We start from the raw sequence: 16,360 nt of genomic DNA, 5'->3' as shown, positions 1-16,360 counted from the left end.
CGGGAAACGCGCTTTCCGTACGGCGGATGCCCTCCTTGCCGGGGAAAACCCCACAAAGGCGCAGGTATAGGATTTCGCGCATGGAATGGAGCGCTCCGGCGACGACCTTCGTGGGACGGGCCACGGACATGGCCGTGCTCCGGCAGCTGGTGCAGAATGTGGCCGCAGGGCTGGGCCGGGCCGTGTGGGTCGAAGGTGAGCCCGGGATCGGCAAGTCCTCGTTCGTTGCGGCGGCGCTCGCGGACGCCGAGGCCTCCGGTTGCCGGCTGGTCTGGGGCGATGCCGACGAACTGGGTCTGCGCTCCCCGCTGCGGGTGGTACTGGACTGCCTGGGTGTCAGCGCCCACTCCCCCGACGAACGACATGCACAGGTGGCCCGGCTGCTGTACGGCGGCCCCGCGTCGGGGATGCTCGGCGGCGCCGATCCCGTGCGCGCTGCGACAGAACGGCTGCTGGCTCTGGTCGACGAGATGTGCGCCGCCGGTCCGCTGGTCATGGTGATGGACAACGTCCAGTGGGCCGACGAGCCCAGCCTCGTCGTCTGGCACCGGCTTTCCCAGTCCGTCGAGCAGTTGCCGCTGCTGCTGATCGCCGTCTCCCGGCGGCTGCCTCAGCGGGACGCGGTGGCCCAGTTGCGGCAGAGCGTGCTGTCCCGGGGCGGGGTGCAAATTCCGCTCGGCCCGCTCCCCCGGGAAGAGGTGTTCCAGATGGTCGCCCAGACGGTCGGGGCACCACCTGGACCGCGGTTGAGACGGCTGTCCGCGGGAGCCGCTGGCAATCCGTTGTACCTCGTCGAGTTGCTCGACGCGCTCCGGGACGAGGGCTCGGTGGTTGTCGCGGAAGAAGCCGAGCTGGCCGCGGATGTGCCGGACCGGGTGCCGCAGTCGCTGGCTACCGTGATCACCGCCCGGCTGGGTTTCCTCCCCCAGTCCCTGGTGGAGGTGCTGGGCGCGGCGACCCTGCTGGGCCAGGAATTCACCGTCACGGATCTGGCCGCGGTGCTGGGAGCTCCGGTCTCCGCGCTGCTCACCGGGCTGCGTCAGGCCGACGCCGCTGCGGTGGTGGTGGCCTCCGGTGCGGGTCTGCGGTTTCGCCACCCGCTGATCCGGCAGGTGCTCTACGACGGCCTGCCCTCGGCCCTGCGAACCACACTGCACCGTCATGTCGCCCAGGTGCTGGCGGAGTCCGGGGCGGGCGTCGAGCGCGTGGCCGAGCAGCTGATCGCCGCTGCCCCGGCCGTGGACCGGTGGTCCCTGCAGTGGGTGGCCTCGCATGCCCAGGCACTGACGGACCAGGCGCCGCAGCTCGCGGCCGAGTTGCTGCGGCGGGTCGTGGAGCAGAATGCGGGCGCTGGGACGGAGCAGTACGAGGCGGTGGTGTCCGCGCTCGCCAGGGCGCTGTTCCGGCTGGGCCTGCACGACGAGGCGGAGAACCTCGTCAGGGGGCTGCTGGCGCGCTCGCCCGACACCGAACAGGCGGCCGAGATGCGCTGGCTGCTGTCCCGGATGCTGTTCAGTGCGGGCCGCAACGACCAGGCCCGTTCGATGATCGCCCAGGCGCTGACGGCAGGGACGCTGCCGGCGAAGTGGCGAGGGCGGTTCCAGGCGTTGTCCGCGATGTTCATGCGGGCCGACGTGGGAGATCTCCAGGGCGCGGAGCACGCGGCACGGGAGGCGCTGCGGGCAGCGGAGGCCACGGGGGACCGCTTCGGGGCCGGTTACGCGCTGTGTGTACTGGGGCTCGTCGACTCGGTGCGGCGCGACCACGGGAAGGCACTGGAGTCGGCAGACCGGGCGCTCGCCCTGATCGATGACGATCCGGAGTGCGTCGACCTGCGGGCCTGGGCGAGAGAGAGCAGGGTGTTCGCCTTCCAGAACCTGGACCGCCTGGCGGACGCGGAGGCAACCTTGCGGCAGGCCCACGCGGAGGCTGCACGCAGTGGCGAGCCGGCCAAGGCGATCCTGCACATCGGATCGGCGGTGCACGACTTCTGGACCGGTCGCTGGGACGATGCGGTTGCCTCCCTCGATTCGATTCCCGCGCGGGGGCCGGAGTCCACCTACTTCGGGCTGCGTGAGCGCGGGCCGATGCTGTTGCACCACGGGGTGACCGCGTTGATCGCGGGGCACCGCGACAACCGCGAGCTGGCGCGCAGGCATCTGGATGCCGCGGCCAGGCTGCCGGTGGAGACCGTCTCCGACTGGGAGAACTGTGATTTCCTGCTTGCCGCGCAGGCGTTGGAGGCGGAGCGTGAGGGCGGCCCCGAGCGGGCGCTGGTCCTGCTGTCCCAGATCCTGGAACGCCGCCCGGGGCAGATGAGCCTGGTGCACCAGTGGCTGCCCGACCTGGTCCGGCTGGCACTGGACCTCGGTGAGGAAACGCTGGCGCGAGAGGCGGGAGAAGCCTGTGAGGACGAGGCGCGCAGGGAGGCCGTGCCGGCGCGGGCCTCGTTCGCCTCACGGCGTTGTCGCGGGCTGATCCAGGCAGATCCGGCACTGATGCTGGAGACCGCAGAACACTACGCCGCCGTGGGCCGGCCGTTCGAACGGGCACAGACGCTGGAGGACGCTGCCGTTCTGCTGGCCCGCCAGGGTCACGGCGCGGAGGCCAGGACGGCTCTGGTGGAGGCCACATCGGTCTTCACACAGGTGGGCGCGGTCTGGGATGCCCGGCGGGCGGACACCCGGATCCGCCCTTACGGGGTGCGGCGCGGAGTGCGCGGCCCGCGGCCGCGGGTGTCCTTCGGCTGGCCCGCACTGTCGCCGACCGAGCTGCGGGTCGCCCGACTGGTCGCGGAAGGCAAGTCCAACCCGGAGATAGCCGCGGACCTGTTCCTGTCCCGCCGGACGGTGCAGACCCACGTCTCACACATCCTGGTCAAGCTCGGTGCCCACTCCCGGGTGGAAATCGCCACCGAAGCGCTTCGGCACCCTGAGCCGACGGGGAGCGACGCGGTAGCGTGACCTTGCCGGGCTCCCGCGTCCGGTTCGACCGCGTGCCCGGACGGTTGGCTCTAGGCACACAGGCCCAAGATCCCGACTTGGGCCTTTTGGCTGGTCACAGCCCTGCTTAACGTGACGGTCTGAGGACAGTCCCGGCCGGACAGACACGAGGCGGTCACCGGGGTCTGTCGGCCGACAGCCACCGCATCGCGCACCCCAAACCAACAGACCGCAGCATCGCCGCCGCCTTGGAGCGCCTCTTCCGGAAGACCGTGCTCGACGGCGTTGATCGTCCACGTCAACGCACATGCGACCTCGACCCGGCAGGGTGACCTGGCCGAGATCAGAGCACTACGCAGAGCATCGATTGCAGACCAGGCCGGCGACTGCGCCGACCTGGGTACAAGGCAGGTGGCCCGGGTCAGCGCACCAGGCGGGGAAGGGTGATCCAGACGGTCTTGCCGCCGTCGTGGTGGGACTCGGTGTGGCAATGCCCGCCGCTGTCGCCGAGCAGTACCTGGATGATCGGGATTCCGCGACCGGAAGTGGCATCCGAGGGCACCGGGCCGGTGTGTGGGTGTTCCCGGCTGCCGTCCCGGACTCCGAGTCGGAGCCCGCCTTGGCTGTCGAGCAGCATCGTGACGGAGATGAAGGCGGTGACCTGGCCGGCATAGCGGACAGCATTGGTGACCAGTTCGGAGACGATCAGCCGGACAGAGTCGACGATTTCGGACCGGTCGCCAGCTCCCCAACCGCAGAGGATCTTGGAAACCTCGTTACGGGCGACACGGACGGAGACCTCGCAGGGCGGCAGAGCGAAGGTATATCGGCGTCGGGCGGCGGTGGGCACGCGGCGGGCAGGGGGCGCCTGTTCGGTCGGTGGAAGTGGTGCGACTCCGGCGGCGCGCTGATCCTGGCTGCACTCGGCCGATGGGATGAACATGGCTGTGTCCTTGTCGTCAGTACCGCATCGGTCGGCCAGACGGGGTACGGGGGTCGACCGGGGCGGAAGGGGACTTGCGGTCCGGCTGTCTCCGGACCCGGATCCTGCGCATGGTTCCGCCTTCCGAGAACCGTGGTCCCGAGCGGGGCCCGAGAACTTCGCACTTCCTACGCTCCCGCGCCCTGTTGGCAAAGACATCCGCCATCCCGCCTGACGGCGGAGTTCGCCGACCGCGGCGGCCGGGGCCTCAGCAGGCCGCGGTCGCGGAGTCGGCCCGGATCCCCGCCCCGGCTTCGAACTGGCGGGAACTGACGGCAAGTTCAACCCGAGAAGTGATCCCAAGCTTGGTGAAGATCGTGGACAGGTGGAACTGGACCGTACGCGGCGAGAGAAAGAGGCGGGCGCCGATGTCAGGGTTGGAGCAGCCGTCCGCGACGTGACCGACGATGGCCCGCTCCGTCTCGGTGAGCGCTGCCCAACCCGTGCTGGCGCCGCTTTGGGCGCGTCGGCGGATGCGCACGCCGACGGCGGCGAGCCGGTTCTCGGCGCGGCGGGCGTCGTGGACGGCGCGGAGCTGCCCGTACAGGGACTGGGCCGCTTGGAGGCAGGTGCGTGCCGAGGTCGTCCGGCCGTGGGTGGCGAGCAGTACGGCCGCGCTTTCATGGGCGTATGCCTCGTAGAGGAGTTGGCCGCTGTCTTGGAAGCCGCGCGCTGCCTGGAGCAGCACCTGCGGGTCCTGTTCCAGCAGTCCGCGGCTGTACAGTGCCTCGGCGCGCAGGTCCGCGCTCTGCCCGTCGGCTGCCAGGGCGGCCAGTTCCTCGGTGACGCCGCGCAGCCGTCCGGTGTCCTCTGCAGCCTCGGCCAGCCTGGCCAGGTCCGGAGACAGTCTCTGGGTCAGGAAGCGCCGCGCCGGGCTGTCGACACCCGGTTCTCCCTCGGCGAAGAGCAGTTGGGCGGCCTGATCGGGTTTGCCTTGGGCCTCCAGGCCCAAGGCCCTGGCCCAGCGGTACAAAAAGGCGTAGGAGCCGCTGTCCGGGCTCTCGTCCGGGTTCTCGGCGAGGGCGATGCACTCCTGCGGCTGGCCACGGTGCAGCGCGATCACGGCGGCTTGGGTGCGCAGGGCCGGGGAGAGACCGAAATGGTCGACGGTTTCCAGTCCGGCGCCGATCTCCGCGAGCGCGTCGTCCCAGCGACCGCCGGTGAAATGCAGGCGTGCTTTGCCGAGGTGGTACCACGTCAGGTAATCGTGGCCGCCTCGGTCGCAGCCCTGGAGTCCCCGGTCGAAGGCCCGGTGGGCTTCCTGCGAGCGATCGAGTGCGGTCAGCGCCAGGCCCCGGACGAAGTGCGGCGCCATCTGCAGGTCCGGGTCGATGTCCTGGTTGCCCAGCACGGCCAAGGCTTGGTCGGCCAGTTCCAGCGCTTCGGCGGCACGCGTCTCAGGCAGTCGCAAGGCGGCGGTCAGGGTCAGTCCATAGGCGGTGCAGTAGGTGTCGCGGGTGGTTTCACCCGCGGCTGTGGCGCGGCGTGCGCTGCGTTCGGCGTTCTGGGCGTCGCCCATGAAGTAGTGGCATTGGGCGGTGAAGGCGTGGAATCTGGCACAGGCGGAGTGGTCTACGGGCAGTATGTCGAGCGTCGATTCGGCCTCTGTGGCTGCTTGTTGGAGTTCGCCCTGCCGGTACAGGCTCTGAACGAGCAGCCACCGCAGTTCGACGGCCTGGGGGGTCGATGTCTGTGTCCACCGGGCCCGGCGAGCCAGTTCCTCGGCCTTGGTGGGCTGAGCCGACCTGAGGAGGGCGCGCACGGTGTGCAGGTACAGGGGGGCGTGGTGGGGGTCGTCGGCGCCCACCTCGGTGAGGGCCCTGCCCAGTACGTCGGCGGCTGCCGACGGGGAGCGGGTCACCATGGCCGGGGCCGCCTCGGTCAGACGGTCCAGGGTCTGACTGTCCATGGGCAGGGGTACGCGGCGCAGGTAGTCCGCAATCTGCTCGGGTGGGGAGCCGGCCTGGAGCAGCTGTCGACCGACCTGCTGCTCGAGCGCTCCACGCAGAGCGCAGGGTATGTTCTCGACGAGGGCTTGGCGGACCAGGGCGTGACGAAAGCCCAGACAGGTTCCGTCGTCGAGGAGCAGGCCGGCCTCGATGGCGCTCTTGACCGGTTTCCACAGCCGCATGGCCGGGATGTTCAGCACGGTCGAGAGGTCGGCGAGGCTCACCCGTGGGCCCATGACCGCGGCCGCGTCGAGGAGTTCCCTGGTCGCGGCTGGAAGGTCGGCCATCCGCCCGAGGATGGCCTCCGCCAATGAGCCGGGCAGCGGGGCAGGTTCGGGTCCGTCATTCGCGTTGATCTCCGCGATGCCGTCGGCGTTCTGCAGGCGGCCCTGCGTGGTGAGGGCGGCAACCATCTCGGTGATGTACAACGGGTTCCCGGCCGCCGCCGACACGTATGCGAGGAGGCGGGGGCCCGGCTGGGTGCCGCCGGTCAGGCGGGCGAGAAGTTCGATGGTCTCGTCGACACCGAGAGGCGGCAGCGGCAGTATCCGGTTCCAGCGGGTGCGCAGGGTGCGCAGAGCTTGGGCAGTGCTGTCCTCCTGGGCCGCGGGCTGTGCCGCCGCGCACAGCAGCAGCGGCATCTGGCCGAGGACGCGCTGGAGGCGGCCGAGTACCAGCAGGCTGGAGGCGTCGGCCCAGTCCAGGTCGTCCATGAGCAGGGCGACCGGGCCCTGGGTGCACCAGCGGTCCAGCACGGCGAGGAACGCCTCTGCGACGCCGAATTCCCAGTCGGCTCCGCTTGCGCCGCTGCTGCCCATGAGCCGGGCGGTGAAGGGGGCCAGTTCGGTCTGCTGCTCACGGTGCTGGGAGCCGAGGCACGAGCGGACTGCCTGGAAGGGGGTTCGCCGCTCCAGGGCCTCGCCGACGCCGTGCAGGACGCGGAATCCGGCGCTGCGGCACTGTTCGGCCAGCACGTTCATGAGGGCGCTCTTGCCGATTCCGGCTTCGCCTTCCAGGAGGACCGAGGCTCCGTGTCCGGCCCAGGCGCTGGACTGAAGTTCCACCAGCCGGGCGGTTTCGTCGGCGCGCCCCACAAGCACGGTCGGCCGCGCCTGTGCGCGGTGCCCGCCATCAATCGACACCTCGGGTTCCTCCACTCGGGACGACCGTGTGGGCCGCGGTGGTCCTCGAGGGCTTCCCGGGCCTTCCGGTCCCGGCACGTGTGCGCCCTGCAGGTGGCGGACTGACCGCCCGGGCTGTGCCACAGCCCCGGCCCTATATCCAAGCTAATACTTGCTTTTTAATCTAGGCCTGCGGGCCCCGGCCGTCAACGGGCTTCGGCCCGCCCGGCGAGAAAATCGCGCTGCCGGGCGTCCCGACCGGCCCAGCCGGCGTCCGCCGCCGCGCACCGGGAACGAGCCGTTCGGGCCGTGCGCCCGCCATTGCACCGGCCGCCTGTGCGCACGGCATGCCCCGCTGCCCGGCACCTCTCCTACGGTGATCGGCAGATGCCGCTGAGGGCGGCACTGACAGCAGGAGGCCGCCGGTGGACCGGCTGCGCGTGGCCATGGACATCGGCGGCACGTTCACGGACGTCGCGCTCTACGACGGGTTGCCCGCCACGGTGGCGGCCGCCAGCCACGGCGACTCGATGGCGGTCATGTTCGCCGACAGCGACCCGCGGCACGGCGGACAGTTCGTCAGCCTGGAGGCCACCTTGAGCGGCCGGGGTGCCTGGGAGGTTCGGACGGCGAGGACGCCCTCATCAGCAACGTGAACGGCTCGCTGAAGGACGTCCCCCTTGAGGTCCTGAAGGACCGATGTCCGCTGTGAGTCACCCGCTACGGCTTCCGTCCCGACTCCGGCGGGGCAGGCCGCTGACGCGGCGGCAATGGCGTGGTCCGCGGGGTGCACTGCACTCACCGGCTGTGCGGTTTCCCTGTGGTTCGAACGCTCCGTCACCCCGGCCCCGGGCCTTTATGACAAGCACCTGCTGAAGGCCAACGGGCTGCCGCTGCAGGCCGGGGGCTCCGTACGCCGCCTGACGGGCGGCGGCGGATACGGGGACCCGACCGAGCGCGTTTGGCAGGCCGTGCTGACGGACCTGGCCGAGCGGTACCTGTCCGCGGAACGCGCGCAGGCTGTCCACGGTGTGAAGAAGCCGCCGCCCAGCACGCCGACGGATCAGGCAGGGGCACCGGTCGCGCCGCTCGACAGGGCGTAGCAGGCGACGTGCAGAGCCAGTCGCTGGTCCGGCGAGTCCAGATCGACTCCACATGAGCGGATCCGCTCCAAGCGGCCGAGCATGGTGTTGCGGTGCACGCCCAGGCGCGCCGCCGCCTGGCCGGTGGAACCCGCACAGTCCAGCAATGCGCTCAGGGTGCCGATCAGGACATCCGCCTTGGGGTCCGCCGCGAGGTCGGACAGCAGGACGCGGGCCGCGGTGGCGATCTCCTCGACGGGCAGGCAGGCGAGCACCACCTGCAGCCCGAGATCGCTGTATCGCTCCACCGCGCCGCCGTGGCGCCGCACAGCCACCGCAGCAGCCAGGTCCGCCTCGGTCACCGAGCGGCGCAGGCCCGCCACACCGCCACCCGGCCGGCCGACGCCAGCGGCGAGCGGAATCGGGATGCGCTGCGCGGAAAGAGTCCGTCTGACGCGCTCAGCCACGTCTCGGGGCTCGCCGTCCTCGCCGGTGAACCAGGTCACCCAGCCCCGGGACGTGGGCACGACCGGCAGTCCGGGGAAGGATTCCTGCCACAGGTCGATCACGTAGGTCGTGGCCTCGCTGAGCTGCGACGTGCCCTGCGGGGACTGCAGGTAAACGGCGGTGTGCCTGCCGTCGATCCGCCAACCCGCCTCGCGGGCGAGATGCTCGGGCTCGGACGCCGGACCGTGGCCGCCGTCGCGGATGCGGCCGGGCCGGCCGGCGTGGGTTGTCCGTCCGTCCAGCAGAGTCTCCAGCAGCAGTCGGTCTCTTGCGGCGCGATGTGCTGTGGTCAGCCGGGTTTGTGCCACCGACAGTGCGAGGGGGGCCCGGGCCAGGCGCAGGATCGTCTCCACGGTCTCTCGCCAGGCGCAGAACTCTGCAGGCAAATGGGCGACCAAAGTGGCCCAGGGGCGGCCGTCCGGGCCGGGAACAGCAACCTGGAGCCGATGGACACGGTCGTCGGCCCGTGCAGCGACGGCTCGGCCTGCCAGGAGGCGGCCGTCACCGGACAGGAGCGCGGCACTGACGCCGGGAACCTCGCTGTTGATCACCCCGAGAATGTCGCGTGCCTTGCCAAGCTCACCGAACAAGGCCGCGCAGCGGGCGGTCAGTCGGGCGCGGGCGGCATCGGTGTCGGCGATCGTCGCCGCGAGTTTGAGCGCGAGGTCACAGGGATCCTCCACGATGAACAGCGGCATGTGCAGCCGTTCGGCAAGCCGGGTGGTGGGGCCGGTGACCGTGGTCCCGTCGGGGGCGGCGATGCAGGAGGCGTTGCACTCCCAGGCCAATCTCAGGGCGGATTCCAAAGCCCATACTCCGTACCCGGCCGCGGCTGCGGGATGGAGCACCAGGGCGGTGCCCGGTGCGCTGCGGCTGGTGCCGTCCAAGGAGGAGATCAGTGCGACGCCGCAGACCTTTCGGTCCAGGTTTTGGGCGCCGCAGGAGCGGGCGCGGCCGAGCGGGCCCAGGCGCACGAGTTCGGCGACCGTCAGGCGTCCGGGTGCGGGGGGTCGGCTCATCGGTGGCTTGCCTCGCTCGGGTGGCGGACGGGGAAACCGAAGGCGCGCGGCCCGGCCAGGGCGAGGCCCTGGGGGGTGTGCCACCGGGGGTCCGCGGCGATCACGAGGACGTCGACATGATCGCCGACGGCCGCCTGTTCCAGGCCGACCAGGCGCTGCCGCTGCCGGTCGACCAGGCACAGCACGTCCGGCACGGCGGCGACCACTGCGCCGTCGAGCAGGGCCAGAAGCAGTTCGTTCTGCGCTTCCAGGCGAAGGGTTCGGCCGGATCGGCCGGGTTCCTGCACCACGATGCCGGACGGCATGGAGGGGTAGTGGCGGGTGCCGACGGTGCGATCGGTACGGCCGACCTCGACAATGCGTCCGCCCGCAAGGAGACGCGCGCCCACGGTGCGGGTGAGGCCGCCGAGAAGGGCGGTCCGGCCGGACACGGCGGCCAGCAGGCGGCCGACCTCGAGGATCCGGCTGGTCGAGCCGGTGATTGCCGCACGGCGTAACTGGCTGGCGGTGGCCGGGTAGAGGGCGCAGATCATGAAGCCTCCCGAGGCGTCGACGACGCCGCGCAACAGCCGATCTGCGCGTGCGGAACCGGTCTGCAGGACGATCACGTCGCCGGTCTGGCTGCTGGCGGCCAACGGCGCGGCGGGCAGGCCGGCCAGATGGTAAGTGGTTTGGTGGATGAGGGGAAGGATCCGGCCCATGCCGTCACAGTCGACGAGGGGGAGGCCCAGGGCGGCGGCCGCGGCGATGGGGAACAGGGCGTTGGGGCCTGCGGCGTTGAGTGTGGTGACCGCGTCCAGGCGGCGCCCGAGCCTGTCTTCCAGGGCGCGCACGGCGAGGGTGAACTCATCGCCGACGGGCGGCAGTTCGATCAGTGGAGCAAACCCGCCGACTGCTCCGACGGCGGCGCACAGGGCGTCGTCGGGCAGTGTGTCGAGGCCGATCAGTGGTACGGGGCCGTGCCGGCGCAGCAGTTCGTCCGTGCACAGGGTGACGCCGTCGACGCCCGGCGCGCCCATGGCGGGGCAGAGCAGTTGATTTCCTGCCACCAGGACGGGCAGGTCGGCGGCAGCGAGGAAACCGTTGATCATCGGCCGGTTCCTGTTCGGGCGCGGGCTGCGGCACGGATCTGCAGCCGGTAGATGCTCAGGTAGCCCACAGGGCTGGCCACGGAGCTGACGATACGTTCGCTTTGGGCGCCGCCGGTGGCGACCTGGGTGAGGGCTCGCTGTTCGGCCTGTGACTGGATGCGTTCCAGTTCCTCGGGGGCACTGACGGGCACCAGAAGGTCCAGCCAGGCACTGGGTTCGCTGCAGGCCGCGCCGAGGGCGGCAAGGTCGGCCTGGGGGCGCAGGAGGGTGGTTGCACGGCTGGCGGCCTGCAGGAGTCGCTGGGCGTGGACGGCCGCGTCCTCGTCGAGGACGGCAACCACGTCGATCGGCTGTGGGTTGTGGTCGACGAGCCAGGTGTCGGTGGTGGCGGGTCCTGCCGGGTGGGCGGCGATCGCGGCCTGCGGGAGCGTCAGTTGGATGTCGAGGGGGTTGTGCCGGTCCGGCTCGACGTGCGGTAGGTCGTCGTCGATCCGCCCCGTGGTGATGGTGCTGGCGGTGACCAGCGCGACGAGGGCGCGGCGGCGGCCCGCCAGGGCTGCGGCGCCCATCAGTGCGGCCGCGGTGCTCGCGGCCAGGCCCAGGACGGGCAGCCAGCGCAGCCGTTTGGCCGGGATGCGGCCGCCGTCGCCGCTGGCGAACCAGCAGGAGGCCTTGGGCAGGGCGTGGGCGGTGGCCTGCTCGCACTGGTCGATGAGGTGGTCTGCGATGTCCAGCAGGGCGGCGTTGACCACAATGGTCGCCTCGCGTTCGAGCAGTCCGACACCACCGGCCTGGTGGGACAGGCACAGGCGCAGGTTCGGGAAGCCTTCCAGAAGTTGGGCGGCGATCGCCTGTTCGTGATCGGCACAGGCCCCTGCGCCGGTGGCGGTGATCGCCAGAGTGGTCAGGCCTGCGGCCTCGGCACTGCGGGCGCAGTCTCGGGCTGCCTGTACGTCCAGCGGTGCGAGTTCGGCGCCGAAGAGGTCGTGTCCGCCCGTGATCGTGCCCCGCCAGGTGACCAGGGAGGTGACCAGTGAGGAGGGGTGCGCGGCCCGGGGCGAGCCATGCGGGCGGCGGGGGACGACGCGGAGCGCGGCGACCGGTCCGGCGACCGGGCCCTTGCGGGCGTCGTGGCCGGGCGTGGCCAGCGCGGTGAGGGAGGCCGCCAGGAGGGCAGAGACGTCCCAGGTCACCGAGTCGACGGTGTCCTGGGGACGGTCGGCCCCGGGCGGGGTGCGCAGCACGGCGGCCAGGGCCTCGCCGGGGTGCTCGGTGTGCGGTGCGAAGGCCGCGGTGACGACGCGCGGGCCGTTCGCGAGGACGGCATGTGCTCCTGTGGTGTCCAACCGGACGCCGATCCGCATGAGCGGCCTTTCTCGTCTCGTCTTTGGTGCTGCCGGGATGCTAAAACTCGTGGTCAGGCGGGGCGTCTAAGTGCCTGGTCGGTGCCGACGGCGGCGAGGATGAGCGGCCCCTGCACGACCTGTTCGTAGGTGTCCCAACCCAGGAGGTTGAATCCGTCGGACGCTGGGTGCCGCCGATAACGGCGGCTGCGATCGCGGTCGGCTCTGCCAGGGGTGCCGTGCCGGCCGGGGCCGCGCAAACCGCCACTGAGGGTGAGGACCACCGTGCGGGCCGGGTCGGTGTGGAGTGGTGGGGCTACTCGTGCCGTCGGTGTCCATGGGGTTCAGCATGCTGGTGTCCCGGTGCGGTGTGCGTCGGTGCGCAGGAGGGCGAGGAGCAGCCATTTCGCCGAGCAGGGTCTTCTGCTGGCTGTCACCGGAGAGGGTCAGTACCGGGCTGCCCCAGTTCGCGCCGGTCAGGTGGAGGATGCGGGCCGCGGCGCGGGCGGCAACCCGCTCGGTGCGGGGGCGCAGCAGCGCGGCCCGCCGCAGGGTGTGGCCGACGACCCGGACCGTGTCGGTGGTTCGGTCGTCGGCGCCGAAGAGGGCCTGCAACAGCCGGGTGCGTCCGCTACCGAGTCGGCCGGCGAGGCCGAGGATCTCTGCTGCACGGGCTTGGAGGTCGATGGTGTTCGTTACGCCGCACCGTCGAAGTCCGTGCGCTGACAGGACGAGGGGAACGTGGGCCGACGGGGTGGCGGGGGACGGGCTGGGGTGGGGGGCGGTGGGCTCGTCCATGGCCAGGACCCGCGCACCGGCGGCCAGGGCCCGCAGGATCTCCACCCTCTGGCGGTCGGCGAGGGACAGCCGGCCGGCCGATGCCGCGGGGTCGAGGCCGAATCCGGTCTCCTCCAACAGCTGGCGGAGCCGGTCGGCGCGGGTGGAGCGCAGGCCTGCCCGGTGTGCCCAACGGCCGGACAGGACGTCGCCCTGGACGCTCAGCGCCGGTACCACCAACGGCTCTTGATGGCTCATCGCTATCCAGTGGCGGATTGCTCGGCGGGGGTTTCCCGAGGACAATTCCCGGCCGTCGAGCAGAACGCGGCCAGCGTCGAGCGACAGTACGCCGACCAGGGCGCGCAGCACGGTGGTCTTGCCTGCGCCGTTTCCGCCGGCGAGGCCGTGGCTCTGGCCTGCGCGGAGGGTGAGGGAGACGTCGTGGAGCGCGGTGGTGGGACCGTAGCGGATGCGGATGGCTTCGGCTCGCAGTTCGGTGGGGGCGTGCGGGTGCCTCCCGGGGTGGGGGGTCGCTCTCGGTCCGGGCGGCGTGTGCGCCGGTCGGGGCGGTGTCACTCGTCGTACTCGCCCGCGATGTTCTTGAGGGTGTCCGCCGTGCCCGCGGCGTTGGGGACGCCGAAGTCGGTGGCCTTGTTGGTCTGGTTCACGTGCTTGCCGAGGGCTTAGTCGAGTCCGAGTTCCGCGGCCTTGGCGCCCATGATCAGGGGGAGGCAGCAGGCGGCGAACCAGCGGTGCTGCTTGACGGCGTCAACGGCCTGCTTGGAGGCACCGTTGGCTACGAAGGCAAGTGGTTTGCCGGCTACGGAGTGTCTGGCCTGGGTCTGGGCGTCGAAGTTCCCGTCGATGGACCGGGCGCTGGCGCTGTGTGCCTTCGTGTACTGCTTGATGCCGGTAAAGGTCGCCGTGGCGTAGGAGTTGGCCTTGGCGAAGCCGAAGAACGCGATGTGTTTGGGAGCGGGGGCGCCATCCTGGGCGGCCCGGGGCTGCGATGCGCAGCCCGTGCCCGCTGCGGCCGCCGTCCCTGTCCTTCGCCCCACCATGTCTATTTTCTCCCGAGCTTGAAAGGGTGCCGGTCCGTTGCATCGAGCGGACGGCGTTGCCGGGACGCGGGCCGTTTCGCCTGTGCGAGTCGCCGGGGACCCCACCGGAGGGCATCGGCGGCTTCGTGGCACGTTCGGTGTACCCGCTGCGATTGCGTGTCAGGCCTGAGGCAATGGATGTGAGGGCGCTCCCGCGTCGTGATCGACAACCTATCGGCCACACGGGCCCCATGACGTGGGCCTGTGGTACCAATTCGAGCTTCGAGCTGCTGTTTTGATTTTGAGTCAGCGACTGCGACGACAGGGCCACGACGGCGACTTGGTCTGCGGGTCGGCACCCGGGGCCCGGGGCTCACGGGTGCGGCGGGGCGGCATCTGTGCCGTCGACACAGTGCTCGCGGCGCGGGATGTGCATCGGGCCCAAAGCGGGGTGAGGAAGCCGGGCTAGCGTGCTGCACGTACTCGCAACCTGGCTCTGCACGCGGTGGTCCGTATTTCTCTCCGTGCCCGCAGAGCGGTGCAGTTCGAGGAACCCGTGCGGCGTGTGGCGTCCGAGCATCGGGATCTACCGGCGGGCACTCGCCTCAAGACCAGGAAAGGGAGAACGGATATGCCAGTCGCGGCCCTTCACCCCACGGCGCACGGTGCGCCGCAGCCCGCGTGCTGCCGCACCACCGCCAGTCGTTGCGCTCCGGTGGGAGGGGTCCATCGCGTGCTGTTCTCGCCTATACCTCGCGAGGCCAGCCGGGTGCGCCGGTACGTGCGCGGTTGTGTGGTTGCCTCGACGGCGGCCGACCGGCTGCCGCTGGACGAGGCCGAACTGGTCGTCACGGAGATGTTCAGCAATGCGGTCACGCATGCCCGTCATGCCGGCGTGCCACTGATGGTGGTCGTCCAGGAACGTGGCACGTTGCTGCGCCTGGAGGTGCACGATCCGGACCCGTTCATGGGTGCGCGGTCACGCCCGACGGAGTTGGCGCTTTCGGGTCGAGGGCTTTTGCTGATCGCCACGCTGTCGCGTTCCTGGGGGGTATTGCCGTCGGCGGGAGGGAAGGCCGTCTACTGCGAGATGGCGCCGCACACCGCGTAAGGCCACTGGGGCGATGCCGGTGCGACGGCGGCGCGGCGCTGCCAGGGGCCCGGCCCCATTAGGTCGCCGGGCTCAATGTTTCTCATTTTCAAGGCAGTTGGGTCCCACACAGCTTGACACCTCCTATCAGCTGATCACACTCTGTGCCGGGAGCCCGGCCTACCCGGCCACGGGTTCCCCATCTGTTCTTGCGGCCGCGCGGTTCCGCCCGACACCCCTGGGCGGTGCCCTGCAGTCCGTCACGTGCGCCGGCGGGGCGGCGACGGCTCTCCCGCTCCACGCGACGCCTCTCCTCCCCCACCGGGGAGGGGTGTTCGTCTTCCGCGCGACACTGAATCACTCTTGAAGGAGAGGGCGATCGCTGATGGACGGGCGCCGCGGGCACGCGGACCGCACCCCACACGGCCGCGGCGTTCGGACGGCGGAAAGGAGGGCGGTCCGCACCCATCGGCGTCCGGGCCTCCGATAGGGCGGGACCGGCCTCGGTGCCCGCCTACCGGTGCTTTGCCGCCCTTGCATCCGAGCCTGGCTGCACCCTGCGGCAGCCAGGTCGATCCACCCTCGATCGCCGACCGGGGACCTGGCGCTCCCCGCCTTCTGTCGTGCGCCGGATTGCTAAAAGCCGGGCTGTGGCCTGCAGGCCACAGCCCCCATGTAATGGAAGGGTCTGAATCCCATGGCCGAAGTGGGACGGCGCGGCCGTGGCCGCCGCCTTGTGCCGACACATGCCCCCACCCGTACGGACCTGGGCAGAGGACTGGCAGGACTCGCCGTGCAGCAGCAGCCGACGCACCCGGACCAGGATGGCGACCTCGGACTGTGCCTTCCGTCTGCGCCGTTACTGACGACATGGTCCCTGCTCGCAAACGGTACGGCCCGTATCAGGCTTGCCGGCGAACTCGACCTGGCCACCATCTCGGCCCTGGACGAGGCGGTGGCCCACTGTCTGACCCGGCGGCCCCCCGCGCTCGACATCGACGTCGCGGCCCTTTCGTTCTGCGACGTCATCGGTATCCATGCCTTCCTGCGGGCCCGCCACGCGGCGATCGCCGCCCGCGCCGTCTTCTGCCTCTCTCGGCCGCGGGACCAGCTGGTGCGCACCATCGTCGCCGCACGGGCTTCCGAACTCCTCGCGCCCGATCTCGACGGCTGAACGAGCGGCCGACGTGAACGTCGGCCTTGCACCCAGCTTCCCGGAGTAGGGGAGATTCGGTGCAAATCGCCATAATTTGGGCATCTGGGTACGAACCGCGATATGATCCGAACACCGCAGCGCTTCACGGCAGTTGAGCCAGGTCATCCCCGGCGAACCGTGAACGGCCGCGCGGCAGGGCAGGGCGCATCGAGCACCCCTCTTCACTCCCACGCCGGGCATGACGCCCTCGGCATCGTGCGC

Annotated in this window: 11 protein-coding genes and 2 pseudogenes; 6 read left to right on the top strand and 7 right to left on the bottom strand. The window is 70.9% G+C overall.

All coding sequences use genetic code 11. The annotated features are described in order from the left end of the window. The first annotated feature begins 80 nt into the window (after window positions 1-80). Both AB0P35_RS20785 and AB0P35_RS20780 read left to right on the top strand, forming a co-directional pair. Complete coding sequence (locus AB0P35_RS20785; protein ID WP_363512511.1) at window positions 81-2,963, top strand: AAA family ATPase; 2,883 nt, start codon at window positions 81-83, stop codon at window positions 2,961-2,963. Window positions 2,964-3,121: 158 nt separating this feature from the next. Then, a pseudogene (locus AB0P35_RS20780) lies at window positions 3,122-3,302 on the top strand (beta-ketoacyl-ACP synthase); the annotation flags it as partial. 61 nt (window positions 3,303-3,363) lie between these two features. On the opposite strand, the gene AB0P35_RS20775 reads toward AB0P35_RS20780, so the two are convergent. Both AB0P35_RS20775 and AB0P35_RS20770 read right to left on the bottom strand, forming a co-directional pair. Next, window positions 3,364-3,885, bottom strand: coding sequence for an ATP-binding protein (locus tag AB0P35_RS20775; RefSeq protein WP_363512509.1), 522 nt, complete (start codon window positions 3,883-3,885; stop codon window positions 3,364-3,366). 247 nt (window positions 3,886-4,132) lie between these two features. Further along, a complete protein-coding gene (locus AB0P35_RS20770; protein WP_363512507.1) occupies window positions 4,133-7,030 on the bottom strand; it encodes an AAA family ATPase in 2,898 nt (965 codons plus the stop codon). A 389-nt stretch (window positions 7,031-7,419) separates the two neighbouring features. Between AB0P35_RS20770 and AB0P35_RS20765 the strand changes: the two genes are divergently transcribed. After that, a complete protein-coding gene (locus tag AB0P35_RS20765; RefSeq protein WP_363512505.1) occupies window positions 7,420-7,650 on the top strand; it encodes a hypothetical protein in 231 nt (76 codons plus the stop codon). Between the two features lie 407 nt (window positions 7,651-8,057). Here the strand turns inward: AB0P35_RS20765 and AB0P35_RS20760 are convergent, their stop codons facing one another. From AB0P35_RS20760 to AB0P35_RS20750, 3 genes are read right to left on the bottom strand one after another with little or no spacing between them, the layout of a single operon-like run. Beyond that, the gene (locus tag AB0P35_RS20760; RefSeq protein ID WP_363512503.1) at window positions 8,058-9,602 is read right to left on the bottom strand and encodes a helix-turn-helix domain-containing protein; all 1,545 of its coding nucleotides are present in this window, start codon (window positions 9,600-9,602) and stop codon (window positions 8,058-8,060) included. Further along, a complete protein-coding gene (locus AB0P35_RS20755; RefSeq protein ID WP_363512501.1) occupies window positions 9,599-10,693 on the bottom strand; it encodes a DUF917 domain-containing protein in 1,095 nt (364 codons plus the stop codon). Before AB0P35_RS20755 ends, AB0P35_RS20760 begins: the two co-directional genes overlap by 4 nt. Then, on the bottom strand, window positions 10,690-12,057 hold the full coding sequence (locus tag AB0P35_RS20750) for a hypothetical protein (RefSeq protein WP_363512499.1): 1,368 nt from the start codon (window positions 12,055-12,057) through the stop codon (window positions 10,690-10,692). Before AB0P35_RS20750 ends, AB0P35_RS20755 begins: the two co-directional genes overlap by 4 nt. A 459-nt stretch (window positions 12,058-12,516) precedes the next feature. On the opposite strand from AB0P35_RS20750, the gene AB0P35_RS20745 reads away from it, so the two are divergent. Continuing rightward, the gene (locus AB0P35_RS20745) at window positions 12,517-12,762 is read left to right on the top strand and encodes a hypothetical protein (RefSeq protein WP_363512603.1); all 246 of its coding nucleotides are present in this window, start codon (window positions 12,517-12,519) and stop codon (window positions 12,760-12,762) included. A gap of 66 nt (window positions 12,763-12,828) precedes the next feature. On the opposite strand, the pseudogene AB0P35_RS20740 reads toward AB0P35_RS20745, so the two are convergent. Then, a pseudogene (locus AB0P35_RS20740) lies at window positions 12,829-13,389 on the bottom strand (ATP-binding cassette domain-containing protein); the annotation flags it as partial. A 107-nt stretch (window positions 13,390-13,496) separates the two neighbouring features. After that, a complete protein-coding gene (locus AB0P35_RS20735) occupies window positions 13,497-13,874 on the bottom strand; it encodes a hypothetical protein (protein WP_363512497.1) in 378 nt (125 codons plus the stop codon). A 712-nt stretch (window positions 13,875-14,586) separates the two neighbouring features. Between AB0P35_RS20735 and AB0P35_RS20730 the strand changes: the two genes are divergently transcribed. Both AB0P35_RS20730 and AB0P35_RS20725 read left to right on the top strand, forming a co-directional pair. After that, the gene (locus AB0P35_RS20730; RefSeq protein ID WP_363512495.1) at window positions 14,587-14,964 is read left to right on the top strand and encodes an ATP-binding protein; all 378 of its coding nucleotides are present in this window, start codon (window positions 14,587-14,589) and stop codon (window positions 14,962-14,964) included. 772 nt (window positions 14,965-15,736) lie between these two features. Next, window positions 15,737-16,117, top strand: coding sequence for an STAS domain-containing protein (locus AB0P35_RS20725; RefSeq protein ID WP_363512493.1), 381 nt, complete (start codon window positions 15,737-15,739; stop codon window positions 16,115-16,117). Window positions 16,118-16,360 lie beyond the last annotated feature (243 nt).

Origin of the sequence: Kitasatospora sp. NPDC085879 (genome assembly GCF_040686255.1) — a bacterium.
In the GTDB taxonomy this organism is placed as follows: domain Bacteria; phylum Actinomycetota; class Actinomycetes; order Streptomycetales; family Streptomycetaceae; genus Kitasatospora.
This window is presented reverse-complemented; position numbering and strand designations above follow the sequence as displayed.

Bases quoted from the DNA above. Each gene is read 5' to 3' on its own strand.
- AB0P35_RS20785 (WP_363512511.1), top strand. From the start codon at position 81: ATGGAATGGAGCGCTCCGGCGACGACCTTCGTGGGACGGGCCACGGAC.
- AB0P35_RS20775 (WP_363512509.1), bottom strand. From the start codon at position 3,885: ATGTTCATCCCATCGGCCGAGTGCAGCCAGGATCAGCGCGCCGCCGGA.
- AB0P35_RS20760 (WP_363512503.1), bottom strand. From the start codon at position 9,602: ATGAGCCGACCCCCCGCACCCGGACGCCTGACGGTCGCCGAACTCGTG.
- AB0P35_RS20755 (WP_363512501.1), bottom strand. From the start codon at position 10,693: ATGATCAACGGTTTCCTCGCTGCCGCCGACCTGCCCGTCCTGGTGGCA.
- AB0P35_RS20750 (WP_363512499.1), bottom strand. From the start codon at position 12,057: ATGCGGATCGGCGTCCGGTTGGACACCACAGGAGCACATGCCGTCCTC.
- AB0P35_RS20735 (WP_363512497.1), bottom strand. From the start codon at position 13,874: ATGGTGGGGCGAAGGACAGGGACGGCGGCCGCAGCGGGCACGGGCTGC.